The sequence below is a fragment of the Pseudomonas sp. B21_DOA genome (genome assembly GCA_030544685.1).
In the GTDB taxonomy this organism is placed as follows: Bacteria; Pseudomonadota; Gammaproteobacteria; order Pseudomonadales; family Pseudomonadaceae; genus Aquipseudomonas; species Aquipseudomonas fluorescens_AO.
This window is the reverse complement of sequence record CP086683.1, coordinates 1,546,069-1,568,974: the sequence shown is the minus strand read 5'-3', so window position 1 is coordinate 1,568,974 and position 22,906 is coordinate 1,546,069. Positions and strand designations below refer to the sequence as shown.

At 58.5% G+C, this 22,906-nt stretch carries 16 protein-coding genes and 4 pseudogenes; 1 reads left to right on the top strand and 19 read right to left on the bottom strand.

Going from position 1 to position 22,906, the window contains the following annotated elements; translation table 11 throughout:
* Positions 1 to 48: 48 nt before the first annotated feature.
* From LJU32_07245 to LJU32_07195, 11 genes and pseudogenes are all read right to left on the bottom strand, one after another.
* A pseudogene (locus tag LJU32_07245) lies at positions 49 to 1,337 on the bottom strand (adenylosuccinate synthase).
* 54 nt (positions 1,338 to 1,391) lie between these two features.
* Positions 1,392 to 2,579, bottom strand: coding sequence for an ATP phosphoribosyltransferase regulatory subunit (locus tag LJU32_07240; GenBank protein WKV90054.1), 1,188 nt, complete (start codon positions 2,577 to 2,579; stop codon positions 1,392 to 1,394).
* A gap of 313 nt (positions 2,580 to 2,892) precedes the next feature.
* Positions 2,893 to 3,762: a protease modulator HflC gene (hflC, locus tag LJU32_07235; GenBank protein WKV90053.1), complete on the bottom strand. Its 870-nt coding sequence runs from the start codon at positions 3,760 to 3,762 to the stop codon at positions 2,893 to 2,895.
* Positions 3,762 to 4,928 carry an FtsH protease activity modulator HflK gene (hflK, locus tag LJU32_07230; protein ID WKV90052.1) on the bottom strand — a complete coding sequence of 389 codons (1,167 nt, stop codon included), beginning with the start codon at positions 4,926 to 4,928 and terminating at the stop codon, positions 3,762 to 3,764. The genes hflC and hflK overlap by 1 nt, the downstream gene beginning before the upstream one ends.
* Before the next feature lie 96 nt (positions 4,929 to 5,024).
* A pseudogene (gene hflX, locus LJU32_07225) lies at positions 5,025 to 6,325 on the bottom strand (GTPase HflX).
* A gap of 12 nt (positions 6,326 to 6,337) precedes the next feature.
* Positions 6,338 to 6,604, bottom strand: coding sequence for an RNA chaperone Hfq (gene hfq / locus LJU32_07220; GenBank protein ID WKV90051.1), 267 nt, complete (start codon positions 6,602 to 6,604; stop codon positions 6,338 to 6,340).
* Positions 6,605 to 6,699: 95 nt separating this feature from the next.
* Entirely contained in the window at positions 6,700 to 7,671 is a 972-nt protein-coding gene (gene miaA, locus LJU32_07215; GenBank protein WKV90050.1) for a tRNA (adenosine(37)-N6)-dimethylallyltransferase MiaA, read from the bottom strand.
* Positions 7,671 to 9,578 (bottom strand): DNA mismatch repair endonuclease MutL, encoded by a 1,908-nt coding sequence (gene mutL / locus LJU32_07210; GenBank protein ID WKV90049.1) that lies wholly within the window; start codon positions 9,576 to 9,578, stop codon positions 7,671 to 7,673. Before mutL ends, miaA begins: the two co-directional genes overlap by 1 nt.
* Positions 9,575 to 11,001: pseudogene (locus tag LJU32_07205) on the bottom strand (N-acetylmuramoyl-L-alanine amidase). The gene mutL and the pseudogene LJU32_07205 overlap by 4 nt, the downstream one beginning before the upstream one ends.
* Before the next feature lie 3 nt (positions 11,002 to 11,004).
* Positions 11,005 to 11,475, bottom strand: coding sequence for a tRNA (adenosine(37)-N6)-threonylcarbamoyltransferase complex ATPase subunit type 1 TsaE (gene tsaE, locus LJU32_07200; GenBank protein ID WKV90048.1), 471 nt, complete (start codon positions 11,473 to 11,475; stop codon positions 11,005 to 11,007).
* Positions 11,463 to 12,962, bottom strand: a complete 1,500-nt coding sequence (locus tag LJU32_07195) for an NAD(P)H-hydrate dehydratase (GenBank protein ID WKV90047.1) — start codon at positions 12,960 to 12,962, stop codon at positions 11,463 to 11,465. Before LJU32_07195 ends, tsaE begins: the two co-directional genes overlap by 13 nt.
* Positions 12,963 to 13,025: 63 nt before the next feature.
* Between LJU32_07195 and queG the strand changes: the two are divergent.
* A pseudogene (gene queG / locus LJU32_07190) lies at positions 13,026 to 14,097 on the top strand (tRNA epoxyqueuosine(34) reductase QueG).
* Between the two features lie 349 nt (positions 14,098 to 14,446).
* Here queG and LJU32_07185 read toward each other — a convergent pair.
* The 8 genes from LJU32_07185 to LJU32_07150 all read right to left on the bottom strand — a co-directional run bounded on the left by LJU32_07185 (position 14,447) and on the right by LJU32_07150 (position 22,722).
* Positions 14,447 to 15,313: an RHS repeat-associated core domain-containing protein gene (locus tag LJU32_07185; GenBank protein ID WKV90046.1), complete on the bottom strand. Its 867-nt coding sequence runs from the start codon at positions 15,311 to 15,313 to the stop codon at positions 14,447 to 14,449.
* Between the two features lie 65 nt (positions 15,314 to 15,378).
* The gene (locus LJU32_07180; protein ID WKV90045.1) at positions 15,379 to 17,211 is read right to left on the bottom strand and encodes a hypothetical protein; all 1,833 of its coding nucleotides are present in this window, start codon (positions 17,209 to 17,211) and stop codon (positions 15,379 to 15,381) included.
* Positions 17,196 to 18,893: a hypothetical protein gene (locus tag LJU32_07175; GenBank protein ID WKV90044.1), complete on the bottom strand. Its 1,698-nt coding sequence runs from the start codon at positions 18,891 to 18,893 to the stop codon at positions 17,196 to 17,198. The genes LJU32_07180 and LJU32_07175 overlap by 16 nt, the downstream gene beginning before the upstream one ends.
* 79 nt (positions 18,894 to 18,972) lie before the next feature.
* A complete protein-coding gene (locus LJU32_07170) occupies positions 18,973 to 19,356 on the bottom strand; it encodes a hypothetical protein (GenBank protein WKV90043.1) in 384 nt (127 codons plus the stop codon).
* 334 nt (positions 19,357 to 19,690) lie between these two features.
* The gene (locus tag LJU32_07165; GenBank protein WKV90042.1) at positions 19,691 to 19,957 is read right to left on the bottom strand and encodes a hypothetical protein; all 267 of its coding nucleotides are present in this window, start codon (positions 19,955 to 19,957) and stop codon (positions 19,691 to 19,693) included.
* Positions 19,958 to 20,294: 337 nt separating this feature from the next.
* Positions 20,295 to 20,900 carry a hypothetical protein gene (locus tag LJU32_07160; GenBank protein ID WKV90041.1) on the bottom strand — a complete coding sequence of 202 codons (606 nt, stop codon included), beginning with the start codon at positions 20,898 to 20,900 and terminating at the stop codon, positions 20,295 to 20,297.
* A gap of 5 nt (positions 20,901 to 20,905) precedes the next feature.
* Positions 20,906 to 22,138 carry a hypothetical protein gene (locus tag LJU32_07155; protein ID WKV90040.1) on the bottom strand — a complete coding sequence of 411 codons (1,233 nt, stop codon included), beginning with the start codon at positions 22,136 to 22,138 and terminating at the stop codon, positions 20,906 to 20,908.
* A 143-nt stretch (positions 22,139 to 22,281) separates the two neighbouring features.
* A complete protein-coding gene (locus tag LJU32_07150; protein ID WKV90039.1) occupies positions 22,282 to 22,722 on the bottom strand; it encodes a hypothetical protein in 441 nt (146 codons plus the stop codon).
* Positions 22,723 to 22,906: the final 184 nt, after the last annotated feature.

The following is a 22,906-nucleotide window of genomic DNA, read 5'->3' as shown; positions in this document are numbered from 1 at the left end:
GACAAAGGCCCCGATTAAGGGGCCTTTGTTTTTTACATCAACGACTTATCAAGCGAACGGATGACGCAGAACGATGGTTTCGTTGCGATCCGGGCCCGTCGAAATAATGTCGATCGGCGCGCCGATCAACTCTTCAACGCGTTTGATGTAGGCGCGAGCATTGGCCGGCAGCTCTTCCAGGGTCTTGGCACCCACGGTCGATTCGCTCCAGCCCGGAACTTCTTCGTACACCGGCTGCAGACCGACGTAGCTATCAGCATCAGTCGGCGCAACGGCATTGCCCTGCGCGTCCTTGTAGCCGACGCAGATGTTGATGGTTTCCAGACCATCGAGTACGTCCAGCTTGGTCAGGCAGATGCCCGAGATGCTGTTCACGTCGATAGCGCGACGCAGGATGACGGCATCGAACCAGCCGCAACGACGGGCGCGGCCAGTGGTAGCGCCGAACTCGTGACCCTGCTTGGCCAGGTGAGCACCGACGTCATCAAACAGCTCGGTCGGGAACGGGCCGGAACCAACGCGGGTGGTGTAGGCCTTGGTGATGCCCAGGATGTAGTCGAGGAACATCGGGCCAACGCCCGAACCGGTCGCCACGCCACCTGCGGTGGTGTTGGAGCTGGTCACGTACGGGTAGGTGCCGTGGTCGATGTCGAGCAACGAACCTTGCGCGCCTTCGAACATGATGTCCTTGCCGGCACGACGCAGGTCGTGCAGTTCGGCGGTCACGTCGAGCATCAGCGGCTTGAGCAGCTCAGCGTATTCCTTGCACTCGGCCAGGGTCTTTTCGAATTCGATGGCTGGCTCTTTGTAGTAACCGACCAGCATGAAGTTGTGGTAATCCACCAGTTCACGCAGTTTGTCCTCGAAGCGCGGCATGTTCAGCAGGTCGCCGACACGCAGGCCACGACGGGCAACCTTGTCTTCGTAAGCCGGGCCGATGCCGCGACCGGTGGTACCGATCTTCAGCTCGCCACGGGCCTTTTCACGGGCCTGGTCCAGCGCAACGTGGAAGGACAGGATCAGCGGGCAGGACGGGCTGATACGCAGGCGCTCGCGCACCGGTACGCCTTTTTCTTCCAGCTTGGTGATCTCGCGCAGCAGAGCGTCAGGTGCAACCACCACGCCGTTGCCGATCAGGCACTGTACGCCTTCGCGCAGCACGCCCGACGGAATCAGGTGCAAGACGGTTTTTCACCGTCGATCACCAGCGTGTGACCCGCGTTGTGGCCACCCTGGTAGCGCACTACGGCGGCAGCATGTTCGGTCAGCAGATCAACGATCTTGCCTTTGCCCTCATCACCCCACTGGGTGCCCAGGACTACGACATTCTTACCCATAACACTTGTCCTCATTCGCGCAAACTTGGTGCCGGCGAAGGCCGGCAGGAAAACTCAAGAAGCCAGTGGCGATACTTGCCAAAGCCCGTTCTGCTGAATCAATTGCCGGTCGCAGTCCGCATCACGGGCGGCGGCCAAAGGTTGTCCAGGCAAGGCCTGAACGACACGCTGACCCTCACTGCGCAACTGGCAAACCTGCTGCCAGAGTGCCGCATCCGTACTGTCAGGCATCCAGATACCGCCAGACGGTAGCTCGATTTCAGCACGCCCCAGGGTCACCAGGGTTTTCAAATCGGTAGAGAAACCAGTCGCCGGACGGGCGCGACCGAAGTCGGCGCCGATGTCATCGTAACGACCGCCCTGAGCGATGGACTGGCCAACGCCGGGTACGAACACCGCGAACACCACACCGGTGTGGTAGTGGTAGCCGCGCAACTCGCCGAGGTCGAAATACAGCGGCAGCTGCGGGAAGCGCACGGAAAGACGCTCGGCAATCGCCAGCAGATCTTCCAGCGCCGCCAGCACCGGCGCCGGCGCATTGGCCAGACGCTCGCGGGCAGCGCTCAACACTTCACGGCCGCCGCACAGATCAACCAGTGCGCGGAGCATGCCCGACAGATCGGCCGGCAGGCCTTCGGTCAGGGTAATCACTTCATCGATGGCCTTGCGCTGCAGGGCATCGAACAACTGCTGTTCAACTTCACCAGACAGACCGGCGGCGCGCGCCAGACCACGGTAGATGCCGACATGGCCGAGGTCCATGTGCACGTCCGGCACATCGGCCAGTTCCAGCATGGCCAGCATCAGGCTGATGACTTCGACGTCGCTGCTCGGGCTGGCGTCGCCGTACAGTTCGGCGCCAAGCTGGATCGGGCTGCGCGAAGATGACAATGCACGCGGTTGGGCGTGCAGGACGCTGCCGGCATAGCACAGACGGCTCGGACCTTCGCGACGCAGGGTGTGCGCATCGATTCGCGCGACCTGCGGCGTGATGTCGGCACGGAAACCCATCTGCCGGCCCGATTGCGGGTCGATGACCTTGAAGGTACGCAGATCCAGGTCCTGGCCCGCGCCGGTCAGCAGGGATTCCAGGTACTCGATATGGGGAGTCACGACAAACTCGTAACCCCAGCTCTGGAACAGATCCAACACCTGACGACGCGCGACTTCAATGCGCGCCGCCTCCGGTGGCAGTACTTCTTCGATGCCATCTGGCAGCAGCCAGCGGTCTACCGTTGCCATTACGCCATTCCCCTTTGATCCGGGCGGCCAGCACGAGGGCGAGCCTTGAGTGAAGCAGAAAATGACCGGGGCGTTCAAAACGCACGCGCATGAACGACGCAGCGAAAGGCCTGTTACCGGCTTCGCCCATCACTTTCCTCGAAAAACGCTCGGGCTGTTCAAACCCGATGCCTGCAACTAAAACAGCAATCAAACGTGCAGACGCAAAAAAGCCGGGAATTTCCCGGCTGCCGCATCATACACACGTTTTCCGAAAGGATCACCCCGCCCGAGGTTTTAGCCGCCGGGCGGAATGATTCAGGTCAACGCCGTATCAAGGCTTGGCTTTTTCCAGATAGCGGAAGAAGTCGCTGCTTGGGTCGAGGACCATGACGTCGGACTTGTTCGCGAAGCTTTCGCGGTAGGCACGCAGGCTACGGTAGAAACCGTAGAACTCCTGATCCTGACCGTAGGCCTTGGAGTAGATCGCAGCAGCCTGGGCGTCACCGTCACCGCGAACCTCTTCGGATTCACGATAGGCTTCAGCCAGCAACACGCGGCGTTGACGATCGGCGTCGGCACGGATGCCTTCGGCCAACTCGTTACCCTTGGCGCGGTGCTCGCGAGCTTCACGCTCACGTTCGGTGCTCATACGCTCGAACACACTGCGGTTCACTTCTTTCGGCAGATCGATTGCCTTGACCCGGACATCGACCACTTCGATACCCAGCTCTTTTTCCGCCATCTTGTTCAGCGATGCAGTGATGTCAGCCATCAACGCATCACGCTCACCCGACACCACTTCGTGCAGGGTGCGCTTGCCGAACTGGTCACGCAGACCGGATTCCAGACGACGGGACAGACGTTCATCAGCGATCTGCTTCAGACCCGAAGTCGCGGTGTAGAAGCGCTCGGCATCTTTCACCCGCCACTTGGCGTAGGCATCGACCATCACGGCTTTCTTTTCCAGGGTCAGGAAGCGCTGCGTCGGTGCATCCAGCGTCAACAGACGCGCGTCGAATTTGCGCACCTGGTTGACGTACGGCACTTTCACATGCAGGCCCGGCTGGACATCGGCCTGAACCACACGACCGAATTGCAGCAGCACCGCGCGCTCGGTCTGAGCGACGATGTAGAAGCAATTCCAGCCCACCAGTACCACGACGACGCCAACGATCAGGGCGATCAGCGATTTATTGCTCATCAGCGGGTCTCCCTTGTACGCGTCTGCGGCACGTCGGTGACATGCGGCGTGACGTCCGTGTTGTTGCTGGCGGCCGAACCGGTCACCGGTGCATTACCCGAACTGTTCTGGATCATTTTGTCCAACGGCAGGTAGAGCAGATTGCTCTGGCCGTTCTTGTTGCCGGTCACGAGTACCTTGCTGGTATTGCTGAAGACTTCCTGCATGGTGTCCAGGTACAGACGCTCGCGGGTGACTTCAGGTGCCTTGCGATACTCGGCGACCAGCTTGGTGAAGCGATCGGCCTCACCCTTGGCGCGCGAGATGGTCTCGTCGCGGTAACCATTGGCATCTTCGATGATGCGCTGGGCCTGACCACGGGCTTCCGGCACCACGCCGTTGGCATAGGTCTCGGCCTGGTTGCGCGAACGCTGCTCGTCTTCACGGGCGCGGATCACGTCATCGAAGGCTTCCTGTACTTCACGCGGTGCCGCTGCGCTCTGTACGTTGACCTGGGTGACGGTGATACCGGTGCGATAGGTATCGAGGAAACGTTGCAGACGCTCCTTGATTTCGCTGGCCATCAATTCACGACCTTCGGTCAGCACCTGGTCCATGGCGGTGGAACCGACCACGTGACGCAGCGCACTTTCGGTCGCGTGCTGCAGACTGATTTCCGGCTGATCGACGTTCAGCACGAAGTCCTGCAGGTTGCTGATCTTGTACTGCACGGTCAGCGGCACTTCGACGATGTTCTCGTCTTCAGTCAGCATCTGGCCCTGCTTGGTGTACGCACGCTCACGCGTCACGTTCTCCATGTACTTCTTGTCGATCGGCGGGAAGTAGATGTTCAGGCCCGGGCCGACAGTCTCGTAGTACTTGCCGAAGCGCAGCACCACGGCTTGCTCCTGCTCGTCCACCACATAGACCGCGCTGTACAGCCAGACAGCCGCCAGCACCACCAGGCCGATGCCGAGCAGACCGCCGAAGCCGCCACTGCTGCGCCCCGACCCGCCGCCGTCATCACCGCGTTTCTTACCACCACCGAACAACCCGTTCAGGCTTTCCTGCAGCTTTCGGAAGGCCTCGTCGAGATCCGGTGGTCCCTTGCGGTCGCCGTTATTGCGGCGCTTGCCACCCCAGGGATCCTGATTGTTCGAGTTGCCACCCGGCTCATTCCAAGCCATAGCGCTCTCCATCTGATAAAGCAAAGACGCACCCACGGCGCGCCGACCAATGCTACAGAATGCCTGCCGTTGCGGCACAACCGCTTTTTCAGGCTTTTATTGCAAAGTGTGTTGCTCGATGAATTCCATCGGCTGCAATCCTTCGCGGCTTACCAATCGATTCAGCTCGATCCGGGGCAAACGAACGGTCAGCAGGCTGACACCTTCTTCATCGTATTCTTCTTTCTGTACCGCCCCGAGTTCGAAGAACTGCGCACGCAGTCGAGCGAATCGTTGCGGCAAGCGCAAGGTGCCGACGAACAGATCGCTGCCGAGCAACTCGGCGATGGCCTGCTCAAGCAGTTCCAGACCGCTGCCATCACGCGCCGAGAGCCAGACCCGTTGCGGCTTGCCATCGGCATCGCGCTGGATCTGCGGCTCGACACCTTCGAGCAAATCGAGTTTGTTATAGACCTCGAGGATCGGCAAGTCCTGGGCACCAATCTCGCCCAGCACCACCATCACCTGCTCGATCTGCAACATGCGATCAGGTTCGGCTGCATCGATCACGTGCAACAGCAGGTCGGAATTGCTCGACTCTTCGAGCGTAGACCGAAATGCCTCGACCAGCTTGTGCGGCAGGTGACGAATGAAGCCCACGGTGTCGGCCAGGACAATCGGACCGAGGTCGTCAAGCTCCAGGCGGCGCAGGGTCGGGTCGAGTGTGGCGAACAGTTGGTCGGCCGCATACACGTCGGATTTCGTCACGTTGTTGAAGAGTGTCGATTTGCCGGCGTTGGTGTAACCCACCAGCGAAACGGTAGGAATGTCCGCACGGGATCGGCCACGGCGCGACTGCTCACGCTGACTGCGTACCTTCTCCAGCCGCCCCTTGATCTGGCGCAGGCGAACCCGCAGCAGGCGGCGGTCGGTTTCCAGCTGGGTTTCACCCGGGCCGCGCATACCGATACCGCCACCCTGACGCTCAAGGTGAGTCCAGCCGCGAACCAGCCGCGTGCTCATGTGGTCAAGCTGGGCCAGTTCGACCTGCAGCTTGCCCTCATGGGTACGTGCGCGTTGAGCGAAGATATCGAGAATCAGCCCTGTGCGGTCGATTACGCGACACTCGAAGACACGTTCGAGGTTGCGTTCCTGACTGGGCGTGAGGATGTGATTGAAAATCACCAGATCGGCTTCTTCAGCCTTGACCAGGTCGCGCAGTTCCTCGACCTTGCCGCTGCCGATCAGATATTTGGCGGTTGGCCGATGACGCGGCACGTTAAAAACGCGACGGTCTCGGCGCCAGCCGAATTTGCCAACTCCTGAAACTCCTGCGGATCTTCGCGCGCCTCAGGGTCCTGTCCATCCAAGTGAACGAGGATGACTCGTTCACCACCACCGTGGCGCTCAAAGAACAAAGGAGACTCCTATCAGGCGTTACCCGGCGCTGCATCGGCATCGCCCTGTTCGTTTTCGGTTGCGCTAGGCAGACGAATTGGACGAACCGGCACGACGGTCGAGATAGCGTGTTTGTAGACCATCTGGCTTACGGTATTTTTCAGCAGGATCACGAACTGGTCGAACGACTCGATCGTCCCTTGCAGCTTGATACCGTTGACCAGGTAGATGGAAACCCCGACTTTCTCTTTACGTAAAGTGTTCAGGTAAGGGTCTTGTAGCGAATGCCCTTTTGACATGTGCCGCACTCCTTTAAGGATTCAATAATAAAAACAGGTAAATTCAGATGGCTTCGGCCGTCACACCCCCAAGGATAGACGGCAATTGCAAGGACTCAGCTCAATATGGAGATGGTCCCGAGGTATTTCAAGGCGCGTGGCAGATTGTCGCAATCAAGACTGTCCAGCCAGTGCAAATCGTCCCAGCTGCGCAGCCAGGTAAACTGGCGTTTGGCCAATTGGCGCGTGGCGATGATGCCCCGCTCCTGCATCTGGGCCAATGTCAGCTTGCCGTCCAGGTAATCCCAGACTTGGCGGTAGCCTACCGCACGTATAGACGGCAACCCCGAATGCAGGTCACTTCTTTTACGCAGGGCTACGACCTCGTCGATGAATCCCTGTTCCAACATATTTGTGAATCTTTGTTCAATTCGCTGGTGCAAAACCTGACGATTCGCCGGAGCAATGGCCAGGTTCGCGACAGTATAGGGCAATTGTTGGCGTCCCGAAGCGGCTGCTTCAGTACTTTGCGCAGATTGTTGCTCGCGCAGGGCGGTCATGCTCTGCCCGCTGACTCGATACACTTCAAGTGCCCGACTCAAGCGCTGCGGATCATTGGGATGAATGCGCGCCGCCGACACCGGATCGATTTGCGCCAGTTGATCGTGCAGGGCTTGCCAGCCGAGGCGCGCAGCTTCTTCCTCGATCTGCGCACGGACCTCGGGATCGGCCGCCGGCATGTCCGCCAGACCTTCAACCAAAGCCTTGTAATAGAGCATGGTGCCGCCGACCAGCAGCGGGATCTTTCCTCGTCCAGTGATTTCGGCCATGGCCTGCAACGCGTCGCGGCGGAAATCGGCGGCTGAATACGCTTCAGCGGGGTCGAGGATGTCGATCAGCCGGTGCGGGTATTGCGCCAGCAACTCTTTCGAAGGCTTGGCCGTGCCGATGTCCATGCCGCGGTAGACCAGCGCCGAATCGACACTGATCAATTCGCACGGCAGCACTTTGTTCAGCTCGATGGCCAGATCGGTCTTGCCCGCAGCGGTCGGGCCCATCAGGAAAATCGCTGGAGGAAGCTGGCTCATCAACGACCGCGCAGGAACAGTTTGTCCAGATCGTCCAGACCCAATTGGGTCCAGGTCGGTCGGCCATGGTTGCATTGACCGCTGCGTTCGGTGTTTTCCATATCACGCAGCAGGCCGTTCATTTCCGGCAGGGCCAGACGCCGGTTGGCGCGGATCGCGCCGTGGCAGGCCATGGTGCCGAGCAGTTCGTTGAGGTGCGCCTGGATACGGTCGCTGGTGCCGTACTCCATCAAATCCGAAAGCACGTCGCCGACCAGTCGATTGGCTTCGGCCTGCTTGAGCAATGCGGGAATCTGCCGGATCGCCAGGGTTTCCGGCCCCAGCCGCTGCAATTCAAAACCAAGACGCTGAAACCACGCGGCGTGTTCTTCAGCGCAGTCGGCCTCGCGCTGACTGACCGCCAGTGACTCCGGCACCAGCAACGGCTGACCACTGAGGCCTTCGCTGGCCATGGCGATTTTCAGGCGCTCGTACATGATCCGCTCGTGGGCGGCATGCATGTCCACCAGCACCAGGCCATGGGCGTTCTCGGACAGAATATAGATGCCCTTGAGCTGCGCCAGTGCATAGCCGAGCGGCGGGATATCTTCCTGACCGGTCGGCAGTGCGCTGGCATTGGCTTCAGGCAGCGGCGCGAAAAACTCCTTGTAAGCAGCTTGAGCTTCGGCAGCGGGCAACGTCGATTGCGGACGCGGCGTGTATTGATATTGATAAGCGCCGCCAGCGCTGGCGCCGGACGAAGTATTGAACACCGGCTGCGCCTGCGGCTGCTCCAGCAGCGCATTGGCGGCCAGACGCATCTCGCCCTGCGGACCGAATTCGCCCGCCTCGATGCCACTAGGTCGAACGATCGCCGTGGTGACCGAGCCGGCCAATTGATCTTCCGGACGCACGTCGCCCAGCGCACGGTGCAGCGTGCCATACAGGAAGTCATGAACCATGCGCCCGTCGCGGAAACGCACTTCGTGCTTGGTCGGGTGGACGTTGACGTCGACCGCCGCCGGATCGACCTCGAAAAACAGCGCAAAGGTCGGGTGCCGACCGTTGAACAGCACGTCGCGATAAGCCTGACGCACGGCGTGGGCCACCAGTTTGTCGCGCACTGCTCGGCCGTTTACGAAGAAATACTGCAAGTCCGCCTGACTGCGGTTGAAGGTCGGCAAACCGACCCAGCCCCACAGGTGCAGGCCATTACGTTCGATCTCGATCGGCAAAGCTTGCTCGAGAAACCCCGAACCGCAGATCGCCGCCACACGCCGTGCGCGGGCCGCATCATCGTGGGCCTCGTGCAGGCTGAGGATGGTCTTGCCGTTGTGGCGCAGATGAAAAGCCACGTCGAAACGCGCCAGCGCCAGACGCTTGATCACTTCCTGCAGGTGATCGAATTCGGTTTTTTCGGTCTTGAGAAATTTGCGCCGGGCCGGGGTGTTGAAGAACAGGTCACGGACTTCCACCGAGGTGCCAACCGGGTGCGCAGCCGGCTGCACGCGCGGCGCCATGTCCCGGCCTTCGGTTTCTACCTGCCAGGCCTGGTCGGCATCGCGGGTGCGCGAGGTCAGGGTCAAACGCGCCACCGAGCTGATCGACGCCAGCGCCTCGCCACGGAAACCCAGGCTCATCACCTGTTCCAGATCTTCGAGGTTGCGAATCTTGCTGGTGGCGTGACGGGCCAGGGCCAGCGGCAGGTCATCGGCCGAAATTCCACTGCCGTCATCACGCACGCGCAGCAACTTGACGCCGCCCTGCTCGACGTCGACGTCGATACGCTTGGCGCCAGAATCGAGGCTGTTTTCCAGCAACTCCTTGATCACCGAAGCCGGGCGCTCAACCACTTCACCGGCGGCGATCTGGTTCGCCAGTCGTGGGCTGAGCAGCTCGATGCGCGCCGTGTTCAATACCTGGTTCATTCTTTGGACGCCAGTTCGGTGCCGGGAATGGTCAGGTGCTGACCGACTTTCAGCTCATCGCTTTTCAGGTTGTTGGCAGCACGCAACGTGGCCGGCGAAACCTGATAGCGCACGCCGATCATCGCTAGCGTTTCGCCCGGGCCGACGCGGTGGTCGCGCGGGCCTTGGGCAATCTTGCCGGAATCACGCAGCCAGGCGATGTAAGTGCCGGGCGGCGGATTCTGCTGGAAGAACTGGCGCACGCCGCTGCTGATCGAACGGGCCAGAGCTTGCTGATGGCTCGACGCGGACAGTTTGTTCGCTTCGTTGGCGTTGGAGATGAAGCCGGTTTCGACCAGGATCGATGGAATGTCCGGCGACTTCAGCACCATGAATCCGGCTTGTTCCACGCGCTGTTTGTGCAGCGGCGTGACGCGACCGATGTTGGTCAGCACCTTTTGCCCGACGTTGAGGCTGGAAGTCAGCGACGCAGTCATCGACAGATCGAGCAACACGCCAGCGAGCATGCGGTCCTTGTCGTCGAGGCTGACGTTGCCGGCACCGCCGATCAGGTCGGAACGGTTTTCACTGTCGGCCAGCCAACGGGCGGTCTCGGACGTAGCGCCACGATCGGACAGAGCGAACACCGACGCACCGAACGCGGCTGCGGACGGCGCTGCGTCGGCGTGAATCGAGACGAACAGGTCGGCGCCCTTCTTGCGCGCGATTTCGGTCCGCCCGCGCAATGGAATGAAGTAGTCGCCGGTACGGGTCAGTTCGGCGCGGAAACCTTTCATACCGTTGACCTGACGCTGCAACTCGCGGGCGATCTGCAGCACCACGTCTTTTTCACGCTGGCCGCGCGAGCCAGACGCGCCCGGGTCTTCGCCACCGTGGCCGGCGTCGATCACAACGATAATGTCACGCTTGCCGGCAGGAGCTGGAGGCAGCTTGATCGCCGGCTCGGTCGGGGTCACCGGCACTGCCGGCACGGTCGCCACCGAAGGTGTCGGGGCCGGCGGCGGCGCGGCATCGGCCGGGTTGTCGAACAGATCGACCACCAGACGGTTGCCGTACTGCGCGTTCGGCGCCAGCGAGAAACTTTTCGGGGTGACGGCTTTTTCAGGTCGATGACCACCCGCAAGTCGGTCGGCGTGCGCTGGGCTGAGCGCATCGCGGTGATCGGCGTGTTCGCGGTCTGCACATTCAACGGCGCGCCGAGGGTGGCGCCGTTGATGTCGATCACCAACCGATCCGGGGCAGTCAGGGTGAAGACACTGTGCTGCACCGGGCCGCTGAGGTCGAAAACCAGTCGCGTATTGTCCGGCGCCCGCCACAGGCGCACGCTGTTGACCTTTGAATCGGCCACAGCGTTGACGGTTACTGCCATCAACATCAGTCCAGCGGCAGCCACCAACGCGCGAAAGCGCATACCAAACCCCATCATTTAATTGGATTCCAATGCCAAAGCGGCACACCAGGCCTCGCCACGCGAGCCCTGGGCTAAAATTTTCAGCGAACGCCCGCTGTCTTGCGGGCCAATGGTAATGGTCAGGTCAGGCTTTGGCAAAAAGCCTGCACCTTTATCGGGCCATTCGATCAGGCACAGGGCATCGTCTTCGAAGTAGTCACGGATACCGAGAAACTCCAGCTCTTCCGGATCGACCAGTCGATACAGGTCGAAGTGGAAGGCACGAACGTCACCGATCTCGTAGGGCTCAACCAAGGTGAAGGTCGGACTTTTTACCGCGCCAACATGCCCCAGCCCGCGAATGATGCCACGCGAGAGCGTGGTTTTGCCCATGCCCAGGTTGCCTTCAAGAAAAATCAGGCCATGGCCCTGGGTGACGCGGGCGATCCGTGCGCCAAAGTCGCTCATCGCCTGTTCATCAGCCAGGTACAGGGTTACTTCAGACACGGTGCTTGCTCCTCCAACAACTGACGAATGGCTGGAATCAGATCACTGGCCGCCAGCCCACGGCCGAATTTGCCTTGTTGCATACCCGCGTTGGCGTGCAGCCAGACGGCCAGGCATGCCGCATCGAACGCGCCCATGCCTTGGGCCAGCAATGCGCCGGTGAGACCGGCCAGCACATCACCCAACCCGCCCGTCGCCATCGCCGGATGACCTTGGTGACACAGGGCCAGACGCCCGTCTGGATGGGCGATCAGACTGCCGGCACCTTTCAGAACCACTACCGCTGAATACTTTTTGCTCAACGCCATAGCAGCGGCCGGGCGATCGGCCTGCACCTCGGTGGTGCTGACGCCAAGCAAGCGCGCCGCCTCGCCCGGATGCGGGGTAATCACGCAACCCTCGGGCAACTGGACAAAAGCGCTGGCCAGCAGGTTCAACGCGTCGGCGTCCCACACCTGTGGCAACGGTGCGTTGGCGGCGGCCGACAACAAGGCGCGCCCCCAACTGGCTTGACCGAGCCCCGGCCCGACCACCAGCACCGAAGCCTTTTCCAGCAGACCCATCAGTTGATTGGCTGACGAGGTGCCGAGCGCCATCGCCTCTGGCACGCGGGTCAGCGCCGCTGGCACATGCTCTGGCCGAGTCGCCAGCGAGACCATGCCCGCGCCGCTGCGCAAGGCCGTTTCCGTGCTGAGCAGGATCGCCCCGCCGAAACCATGATCGCCGCCGATCAACAGCACATGGCCAAAGCGGCCCTTGTGCGAGGTCGGCGCGCGCGGCGCAAGTGCTGGAAGATTAGCGGCGCTCAGGCGTTGAGCGCAGACGGGAATGTCACTGAAAATTTCGTCGGTGGCTTGCAAGTCGTTGAAGACCAGTTCGCCAATATGATCCGCCGCGTCGCCGGTCAACAGCCCGATCTTCATAGCAATGAATGTCACCGTTAGATCGGCGCGGACCGCGACGCCCAGTTCACGCCCGGTATCGGCACATAGCCCTGACGGAATATCGACCGCCACCACCGGCAAACCGCAGGCGTTGATCGCCTTGATCACCGATGCATACGGCTCACGCACTTCGCCGCTCAGGCCAGTGCCGAGCAAGGCATCGAGGACGACACCGCGCAGCTCGCTTTGCCCCTGCCAGCCTTGCACCACAACACCAGCAGCTACGGATTCGGCATGGGCCAGTGCGGCATCGCCCTGCAAACGTTGCGGATCGCCGACGGCGAGAACGCGCACCGTCCAACCGGCCCGCAGCGCCAGCCCGGCCACCAGATAACCGTCGCCAGCGTTGTTGCCGTGCCCGGCGAGCACGGTCAGCTCGTTCGCTGCCGGCCACTTGCGCACCAGTGCGCGCCACGTCGCGCGGGCGGCGCGTTGCATCAATTCGAAGCCCGGCGTACCGGCGGCGATCAGCCGCGCGTCGAGTTCGCGCACCTGCGCGGCGCGGTACAGCGCGTCGGGTAATTCATCTTTCGTCTGCGGCATGCGTCTTCGGGCTCCGATGTCTGGCAGAATTATACGCACCTCAGCTCCGGTTTCTCTCGCCTCATGTCCGCCATCACCACAGACCTGCCCGCCCTCGCCCAATCGATCAAGGATTGGGGCCGCGACCTGGGCTTTCAGCAAGTCGGCATCAGCGGTCTGGATCTGGCCGAGCACGAGCAGCATCTACAGCGCTGGCTCGAGGCCGGCTACCACGGCGACATGGACTACATGGGCGCCCATGGCAGCAAACGCTCGCATCCCGAAGAGTTGGTGCCGGGTACGTTGCGCGTGGTCTCGCTGCGCATGGACTACCTGCCGGGCGATACCGAAATGGCCAAACGCCTGGCTGAACCGGAAAAGGCTTACGTATCGCGTTATGCCTTGGGCCGCGATTACCACAAATTGATCCGTAAACGTGTTCAACAATTGGCCGACAGGATTCAGGCGCAGATCGGCCCGTTCGGTTTCCGTGCCTTCGTCGACAGCGCACCGGTGCTGGAAAAAGCCATCGCCGAACAGGCCGGGCTAGGCTGGATCGGCAAAAACACTCTGGTGCTCAACCGCAAGGCCGGCAGTTATTTCTTCCTCAGTGAGCTGTTCGTCGATCTGCCGTTGCCGGTGGACGAACCGCACAGCAGCGAACATTGCGGGCGCTGCACGGCGTGTCTGGATATCTGCCCGACCAATGCGTTCGTCGGCCCCTATGTGCTGGACGCCCGGCGTTGCATTTCCTATCTGACCATTGAGCTGAAGACCGCCATCCCCGAAGAGTTGCGGCCGCTGATCGGCAATCGGGTGTTCGGCTGCGATGACTGCCAGATCGTCTGCCCGTGGAACCGCTTCGCCAAACCTTCCGGGGAAAGCGATTTCAAGCCACGACACAACCTCGACAATGCCGAGTTGGCTGAGCTGTTTTTGTGGGATGAAGAGAAGTTCTTGAGCAGCACTGAAGGCTCGCCGTTGCGGCGTGCCGGGTATGAGCGCTGGTTGCGCAATCTCGCGGTGGGGTTAGAATGCGCCTTCAACGATTCCGGTGCTGGAAGCGTTGAAGGCGCGACGGGACTATCCGTCAGAGTTGGTTAAAGAACACGTGGAGTGGGCGCTTGAACAGCACTCCAGACCTTCACACCCATAACGGGCAGGCGAAGTATTCACAGTGCTCATGTGCGCGTTGTAACCATATTTTTCGCCGATCTCATTATTGCGTTGGTCTCCCCGTCGGACCAATGGCCACCCGCCTGCAGGACTTTGCAAACTCTCTGTTTACTGTCCTCTAGAAGATAAATACGCTCCCCACGTCCTTTCGAGGCTGCGAAAAAACATGCGTTACTTTTCTTCCATCCCCGGCTGCGCCGAATTCCTCGTAAAACATCCTGGATTTCCTGGCTGCCTGGAGGGGGACATATCGCTTTCCACGTACCCGAAGAATTGGTCGGCCATCGTCTTATGAGTGGCATAGACGTACTCTTCTGTATCCGGCCGGATTAATTGCCAAGGTCTCTCCGTGACTTCCTCCACGGGCGCCTGGGCTTTTTGGCCGCAGCCCTTGCGCCTTTTCCACCCTTTTTAATATGTCGTGCCGCTTTGGCTGCGTCCTTGGCACCGGGACTGAGGCCTTTACTAAAAGCTGAAGCCATCTTCCTGCCCGCATTCACAGCAGCTTTTGCACCCGCCGCCAAACCTGCACCGAGCGAAGCCAGCCCGAGACCAAAACTGATCCAGCCCAATATCTCGCCCGCCTGAGAACCCGGTGCCAGCTCATTGACCACCTCGCTGGCAATACCCGCCAGGCCTGAAGTAACCGCCAGCCCCAATGCCGCCACTGCCCATGGCGTTGCCGCGCCCATCGTCACCACGCTGGCAACAATCCCGAGAATACTGAGGCCGATGCCGAGGATCGATTGCCAGGAGACATGCCCGGTAGGGTCAACCCGATTGACAGGGTCGCCCAGACAATAACTGTAGGCATTCAATCCGCCCGCACCGAACGGACTCATGCTATCGGGGGAAAGAAAACGCATCAGTGTCGGGCTATAGGCCCGGTAACCGTTGCCCAGCAGATACAGCCCGGTAACCGGATCCAGCTGTTCGCCGTTGAACCCCGCCAGGCTGAACAATCCGCCTTCGGCAGGACGGTGCCCATAAGGACTGTAGGCGCAATCGGTGAGGTGCTCCTCCTTACCCAGTGTTGCCAGCACGCTTTGCTGTTGGTCGGTGCCAAACAGCTGTGCGCTGGCGTTCAAACCGAGTTGCCGCTGTCCCACAAGCGCGCCACCGTGACGCACGACACTGGATGAATTTTCACCACTCACCTCATTGGCGACCCGGCCTGCGTGGTAATAACGCTGCACAGTCGCCTTTTCGGGTTGCGACAGTTCAACCAGATCGTCGAGACCGTCGTAATGGTAGCCACGGATTACTGATCCCCTGCGTCGGACAATTGCTCAAGACGTCCGAACGCGTCATAGGCCAGCGTTCGCGCCTGGTCGTCCTTGATCATCCTGCCGTTGGCGTCGTATTCCAGTGTCACTGCCGGTGGATAGTCGACATGGGAATGTTTGACTGCGCTGAGCTGTACAGGATCGGGATTGTCATAACTGAACGTGGTGAGATTCACGCCCAGCGGGAACTTCGTCTGCACCGTAAGAATGTTGTCCAGCGCATCGAAGGTGAAGGTCTGCTGGACGATTTCCTTGCCATACGGATCGCGGGGCTTTTGAGTGCCGGCACAGTCGTACTGGATCAGACGCCCGCGCACATCGTAGGTGAATTGCTCATCACGCAAAATCTGCGTGCCGCGCCTGGAGACTTTCTGCGCCAGTTTGCCGGCAAGCGTGTAAGTCGATTGCAGCGTCTGGTCAGGCTGGCCCTGAATCTCGAATGTACGCCGGGTTTCACGACCGATATCGTCATAGACGAACCGGGTGATCATATGACGCTTGATCGACGTGTCTTCGGTTTTCGTCCACTCCAGCATTCCCGTCTGGGCGTCGTAGTGGAACTCGGTTTTCAGCGACCCTTGCGAGGCGGATAGAAGGCGGCCGAACTCATCGTATTCAGATCTGTTGTCGGTACCGAGCACATCAACGTGGGTGATCGGTCGCCCCTGCAGGGACCAGGTACTGGATGTTGCTTTCGTGACAGCGCCGAAGGTCGTCGTTTCAGATTTCAGGCGCCCGGAAGGGTGATAGGCAAAGCTGCGTGTCCTGCCGCTTTCGGTACAGGTCAAGGGATTGCCACTGACGGGGTCGTAAGTCAGTGTCGTGACCTCTTCTCCCGCCTTGCGCTCAGTCAGTAAACCGCCCAGATCGCGCAAATAAGTGAACTCGGTTTTTTTGCCATCAGCACTCTTGTGCCACTGTGGCTGAGTGAAGCCCGCTTCATAACCAGCCTCAGACTTTCGTCCGCCCACGGTACTTTGGATCAAACGACCCAAACCATCATAAGTCTGCTGGCCCAACACTTTGTCACCGACTTTGATGTCGATCGCAAGCCCTTCATCACTATGCTCCGCGTAGTCGGTTACGACCTTACTGCCGTCGGGCATAACACTGCGGATCATCCGGTCGAAAACGTCGTACTCATATTTCCTGGTATTGCCGACAGGATCTGTCTGGCTGGTCGTGCGTCCGTAACCGTCATAGGTGTAAACGGTTTTGCCGAGACTCTTGTTCTTCAGATTGAAGCTCTCGACACTCAACGGCTTGTCGAAGTCATTGATCAGGGTGAGTGTCTTGCCCATGCCCTGAAGCCAATGGCTGTGCTGGCGAAGGACCGGATTCGCCTCACTATGTTCAATACGCCCATCGGCATGCAGCGTCTTGCTGACCTGACCCCAGGAATCGAACTCGTAGCGGGTGCTGACCGGATAAGGCTTGTTATCGCGCCAATCGGTCAGCGTCACGTTCACCTTGTGACCGACCGAATCATACAGGGCAGAATAAAGTGTGCGAGCCTGGATGAGACCGTCCTTGTCGGGATGGTCGCAGTCCTTTTCCTGAACGGTGATGATCCGTTCCAGGCCATCGTAGGCCACTCTCTGCTCGCCGCCGGCGGGATCCGTGGTCACCACCGTCGCCGGCTGCTGTTTGCTGGCGGCCAGATACGCCCACTGGGTAGCGGCGGCATAAGCGGTGCCGGAAGCGACCGTTTTGCGCACTGCCCGGCCGATGGCGTCATATTGATGTTCGATGTGCTCGCCATCGACACCTGTTTGCGCCATCAACAGGCCGGTTAGCGTCGAAAGCACTGTCTCACTGCTCTGCAACGCTCCGTCAAATCCGCGTGTGCTGGACTTGACCCGCAGCCTGTCACCCTCGAGTTCATAGGAGAATTCTGTTGTGGTTTTTTCTCATTCAGGGTGAAGATTTGCTCTTTAGTGGCGCCGTGTTTGAGGGGATCCTTGGGCGAGTCCAGATAACTGCGTGCGGTTTTCGAACGCAGTTGCTCAACGCCGTCCACAACTTCGAAGAGACGCTCCTCGACCGGTAACACGGATGCCAGCTGCGCACCTTCCAATGCAGTATGCAGTGCATAGTCATAGTACGTGACAGTCGAAGCACCATCCGCCCCGGCAGCCGTGACCGTCCTCTTTCTCGGGAACCTGGAGAAACCCAGCGGATCCTCCGGACAATTATCCCCACCACTTGCCGGATAGAATTCGGTCGAAGTCGTGATCCCGTTTGGCTCGACCTGCTTGACCAGGTTGCCTTCGTTATCGAACTCGGTGACCGTAGTTTCCAGCCGTTTTTGCTGGGTGCGCCGATCAAGGTACGTCACCGAATGCACCTTCGGCATGCGGAACTGAGCCACTTGGTCATTGAATGGCTTGGTGACGGAGCAGTGATACTCGGTGATGGCTTCGATCTGCGCGTCGCCACAGGTGGTCGTCTCTGCGACCAGAAGATGAAACTTGTTGTAGGTGCGCTTGATGCGCGTGTGGACCTTGCCCTTTACCACCCACTTCTCATCCGAGGTGTATACGTAATAGCCGGGCGCCTGATAGAGAGGATCACCGTCGCTGGCTTTGGCCGGCGACAGCCCCTGGCCAAGAAAGTTATGGTCGGAGTACTTGTACGCCTTGCAGAGCTTGGGTTGGCCCCTTCCTGGGTAAATATCGTGAGCGATGACAAACGGCAGTGTTCGATCAATGCCACTTACGAAACGGTGACCATGGCGCTTGTAGCGAATGATTTCTACGCCGCGCAATGGATTGACGACGCGGTGTAAATAGCTGGCCCCATCTATGACTTCATATTCCAGATCCCAACCTCTACCGACCGGTAGCTCGATCGCCGTGACCCGAGCGTTTTTCAACACCATTTTGTAGTCGGAACTGGAAGCAGTGTCGGGATGCCGCGTCAATACCACTTGGCCTGCCTTGCGTGTGACCCTCAACAGGCAGCGCTTGGTATCGTTGATTTCAGCCAACCTGGGAAACCCATTGAACAACTCATGCTTCAGCGCAACGCTGACACCGTTCGCCGCAATTATTTTTTCTGCTACGGCGAAATGACTGCCAGCCAGGACTTTCAGCAACTCACGCCGACCATCCTTGTAACGAACTTCATAGCGCCCCGCCCCGGTCACCAACACCTTCGCCGTCTGCAGTTTCATTTCCTTGAACTTCAAACCGGTAGACGTCTCGACAGCCTTGTAGCGTTCACCGTTGGACAAAGTCATGACTTTACTATGCAAGTCGTAATTTGTAAGGGTCAACGACCAGCCAATGCCGAAGCCGACATCTGTCTGGTTGAGCGGATTGAAAGCCACTGAAAACGCAAGTTCAGGACCATTGAGATCCGCCGAGCGCAGCTTTCCCAACGAAAGGGCGCAGGTGTACATACCCGTGCGGGGATCAACGCCTCCGGAAACAAACTCACCGAAGTTGAAAGCGTTTGAATGGACAGCGGAGGATGAATTACTTTCCATAGAAAAAAGCTCCTTTTTCCAGATAGATATTAAAACGGTCAAGTCGGCCAGCGAAGCGCCGCTGGCCTCAAAAATCAAATCAGGAAAATTGCTTCGTTGACCGTTTCGATTCACCCAGAATGAAAGTGCGCTGCACTTTGTCACCCTCAATACCAAGCCAGTGCTCCGTACCGAACTCATCAATAACTGCGAGTTCGAACGCGCCTTCGTTCTCCGGTTTTTCTTCTGTCTGTAGAGTAGTGCGTTGCACGAGAGTCAACACGCCGGGAACATCGTTGATCCGGAAATTAACATAACCGTGAGGAGTATGGATCGAAGCAGTTTGTCCATAGATCGGCGCCAGATAACCGTAAAAGCTCCTGCCGCCGCCACTGTAGTGGTTAATTGTTCCTGACGAATACACCATTACCGCATCATCAGCGTCATATGGATTAAGCGCTACATCATTGCTGTACCAGTCCAACAAGTTTACCTGCCGACCGTCAGCCTGGAGCCCGATATGGAAAGTTTGAATCCGCTCCTCGTATACCAGCTCCTGAACGCACCGTACTTATAGAGAGAAAAGCTGTTCTGGTTGTATTTTTTCGGCGGAACTGCTTCCAGCGTAACACTGCTGTCAAAGCCAATTCCGTTACTTCGCATTACCACACCGTCCATGAGAATTTCGGCGGTTACTTCCATGATTCCAGGTCGGGAAGCCGAAACCCAGAATTGAAAAATCTGCACCGGATCAGAGTCGGCACTTATCCGGTTGTGCGTGGCACGTGGAACTTCGGTAACCCGCGGCGCACCACCCGTCATTTCGTGAGCATATCGATTTTCCTGAATAGAGACATTCCAGTCTCCTCCAAGGGCCGAGCGCCGTTATAGGCGATAAGTCGCAGTGACTGCAACGCAGGATGCCCATGCAATGATGCGCCGTCGCCATTGTTATCGATCCCGTGCAGAAGTACCAACACCCGCACCTGCATACGACCGTTGGCATAAAGTACTTTGTGCTGGCCATAATTTGTGGCGTCGAGTTTTACTTCGATACGGGATACACCCACTTGCTCATCAAACATCTTTAAATACCTTGCTGATTAATAGACTTCGTCCTTTAAGAACTCAGCAAAGTATTGAGGCTCAACTTGAATTAAAACAGTCGAAACCTTCGACAAATTGTGAGGAGGTAATAATTCAACATCTCTGTCATCCACTCACACAAATGTTCACAACTGGAAAAAACCCAGCGCCACGATAAGAGATAAACACAACATCGTTTCTGCCGCTTTGATTCCAGCGCTCCAGAAATTTTCTCCTCCTGATCTCGAATCCATAGAATCAGAAGGGGACGTCATGAGCGCTTACTCTTGTCTGTATATGTTATAAAAACCAAGGATCCGTTACTTCCACCAACATTCAGTCACTGTCTGACCCTGTCGAGAACCCGCTCTCCGAGGACTCACTTTCGGAGCCAAACTCAGGAACTAACTCCTCCGACTGGATTTCCATCTTGCGGTCCATACTGGAGTCTTCAAGAAACTGATTGATTCGTTGCTTCGATATGTCGCTCAGCGGATTATTCAGCAAACCAACAAACAGATTCTGTGTATCCGGAATCTCGAACAACTCATACCCCACGTCAGAGATATGATTATCATGCAATGCCACGACGCCCAGTTTTCGGAGCGCATCTATGCCTGAGGGAACGCTGGAAAGATTTGCGTTGCTCAGCATCAATCCGGTTAAACCTGCCATGTGGCCAACATGTGGAGCAACTGTCAGAGGGTTGTTTGCCAGATTCAACCGGGTAAGCGTTTCGATTCTGGACAACCCCTCAACGGTGGCCTCCGATAGTGTTAGCGAGCACCCGTCCAGCGTAAGTTCGCTTAACTGGCGCATTTGAAATATTCCTGAAGGAAATTCCTCGATTTCAATGCCAAAGATCCCTAATGATTGAACATTGGGAAAGCTGTCAAGAAACGCCCCCATCCGTGCGCCCGGTTTTTCTACGGTCAGGATCAACTCCGTTACATACTCAAATCTGGTGGACAACCTTGGTAGCTCACCAGAAAAATCGACATAGTAAGAAAAATGATAGTCTCCCTCCCCCATTTCGACACCGACTTGCGCTGCCAGATATCTCGCAGCTTTGCGCTGAATTGCTCGCGAGCCTGGCGTCGCGCGGCCTGCGTGGGAGCGCCCTCTGGCTCCGATACCTGGGCATGTGGTGACAGCCCATCGGCATTCCATATCGCCAGTTCATCGCACAATGTCGCAAACTCGTGTTCCAGACGAGTCAATACACCAGCCGAATCATGTTTCAAACGTTCGTTGATGAACTTCGTCGCCTCTTCATCCGAAAGCTGCGGATAAAGATCATGTACTCGGTCGACGACGGACTTTGTCGATGCCGGCTGGCTGTCGCCACCACCTCGCAATTGTCCCGCTTGCCTGTATTGCAGAGTGGCAGGGTCGACGTTAACGGAAAGCGGGGCGAGCCCGAGCAATTTGCCCACGGCCTGGCGCGTCGGCAGCGGCTGGGCACGGATCAATTGTCGCAGCGCCGCACCTCCGCCCTTTGTCACACCGAGCAGTTGACGATGTTCGGGCAGCAACAGGAAGTAGACTGCCGAACACAGATCTTTCGATCCCTGAGGTGGAGAGCCCTCGCCACTGTGGATCGCATAGCCGTCATTCTGGCGAACCAGTACGTGACGAAACGGCGAACGGGCATCGCCTATAGCGCCCAGAATCTCTGAGTCCATCGGCCCTCGGCGAATCTCGATGCGCATTTGCTCCGGCCAATTGGCCAGATTGCCGAGCATATGCAGCATTAATCGATCACTGTCCGGGTTCGATACTGCCTCTAAATAGAGACCTTCCCCAGCCCGGGCCAGACGAATTTCCCGCAGGGCCACCAGTATCTCTTGCGCAACTCGCTGTGGCATGCCCGGTTGATTGTGCATATGCAAACGCTCGCTGGCGCTGGTGGTGCGCCATATCGCTTGCGCGGCGGTTTTCGGCAGGTCCGGGAATACCCGACGCATGCGTACAGTGTTTTCATCACAATCGGCTTCGAACATATCTTCCAGTTCTTTGAACCGCGTAAACCGCTCAGCAGCTATAAGGTATCCCTCGCCCTGAATCAGGTAATCGGATTCGAATCGCCTGATGGTGTCCTCCAGCAGAAAAGGCGCAGGTCGATCACCAACGAGCACATCGCGCAACAAAGATTCATTGGCCCCGCTCACGGTTAACATGCGCCCGATCGTCGTGTCGGAAAACTGCGCTACGGAACGGCCCGTCCGGCGAAAAAGCTGCGCAGTCTGCTCTGAGACCGGATCAGCAAAAATTACGCTCTCGCTATTGAGCGGGCGCCAGAACTGACCTTCGTCGCCCGGTATCAGCCATGGACCGGAGGGCTCGCGTTCGCGAGGTTTGTTGCCCTGAACAGGCCGCTGCCCGGATCGGTGACGACCTGGACAAACTGGCCTTCGGCAATAGCGACATATTCGCGCCCCTTGAATATCCAGACGCCCCGAGAGCCGCTCTTCATCAAACTTGTCGTTGCCAGTACCCGGAAACCCGATAGCGCCTGCCCTGCTGCGGCATGAATCACTTCATCCGCGACGGAATTCATCAGACTGACACTGATCACCTGTTCGGGATTAACCGATTCAACAATCGCAGGTTCCGGCCTCATCGCCGCAAGTCGTGGCTCGGTAAGGTGCGGCAGGGGTGACAGGCTTGTTTCGCTGTCCAGCGGCCGTCGCAAGCCGTCAGCGTCGAGATCCGGTTTTTTCGAAAGACCGGTTGCAGGTTTGCGGGGTGGTTTGCCAACCATTAATGCTCATCCTTGAGTGGTGGTGTGTTGACTCCGCAGCACCGCGGAGCCAACAAACGCTTGTCTGTAAAGTACGAAACTGCAATCAATCAAGAGATTGCCGAAGTTACAGCTTACAGACTTGCACCTCCTGCAGCGGCATATATATCTACCGCTTGTAACAGCTCAAGTTTGTCGCACTGAG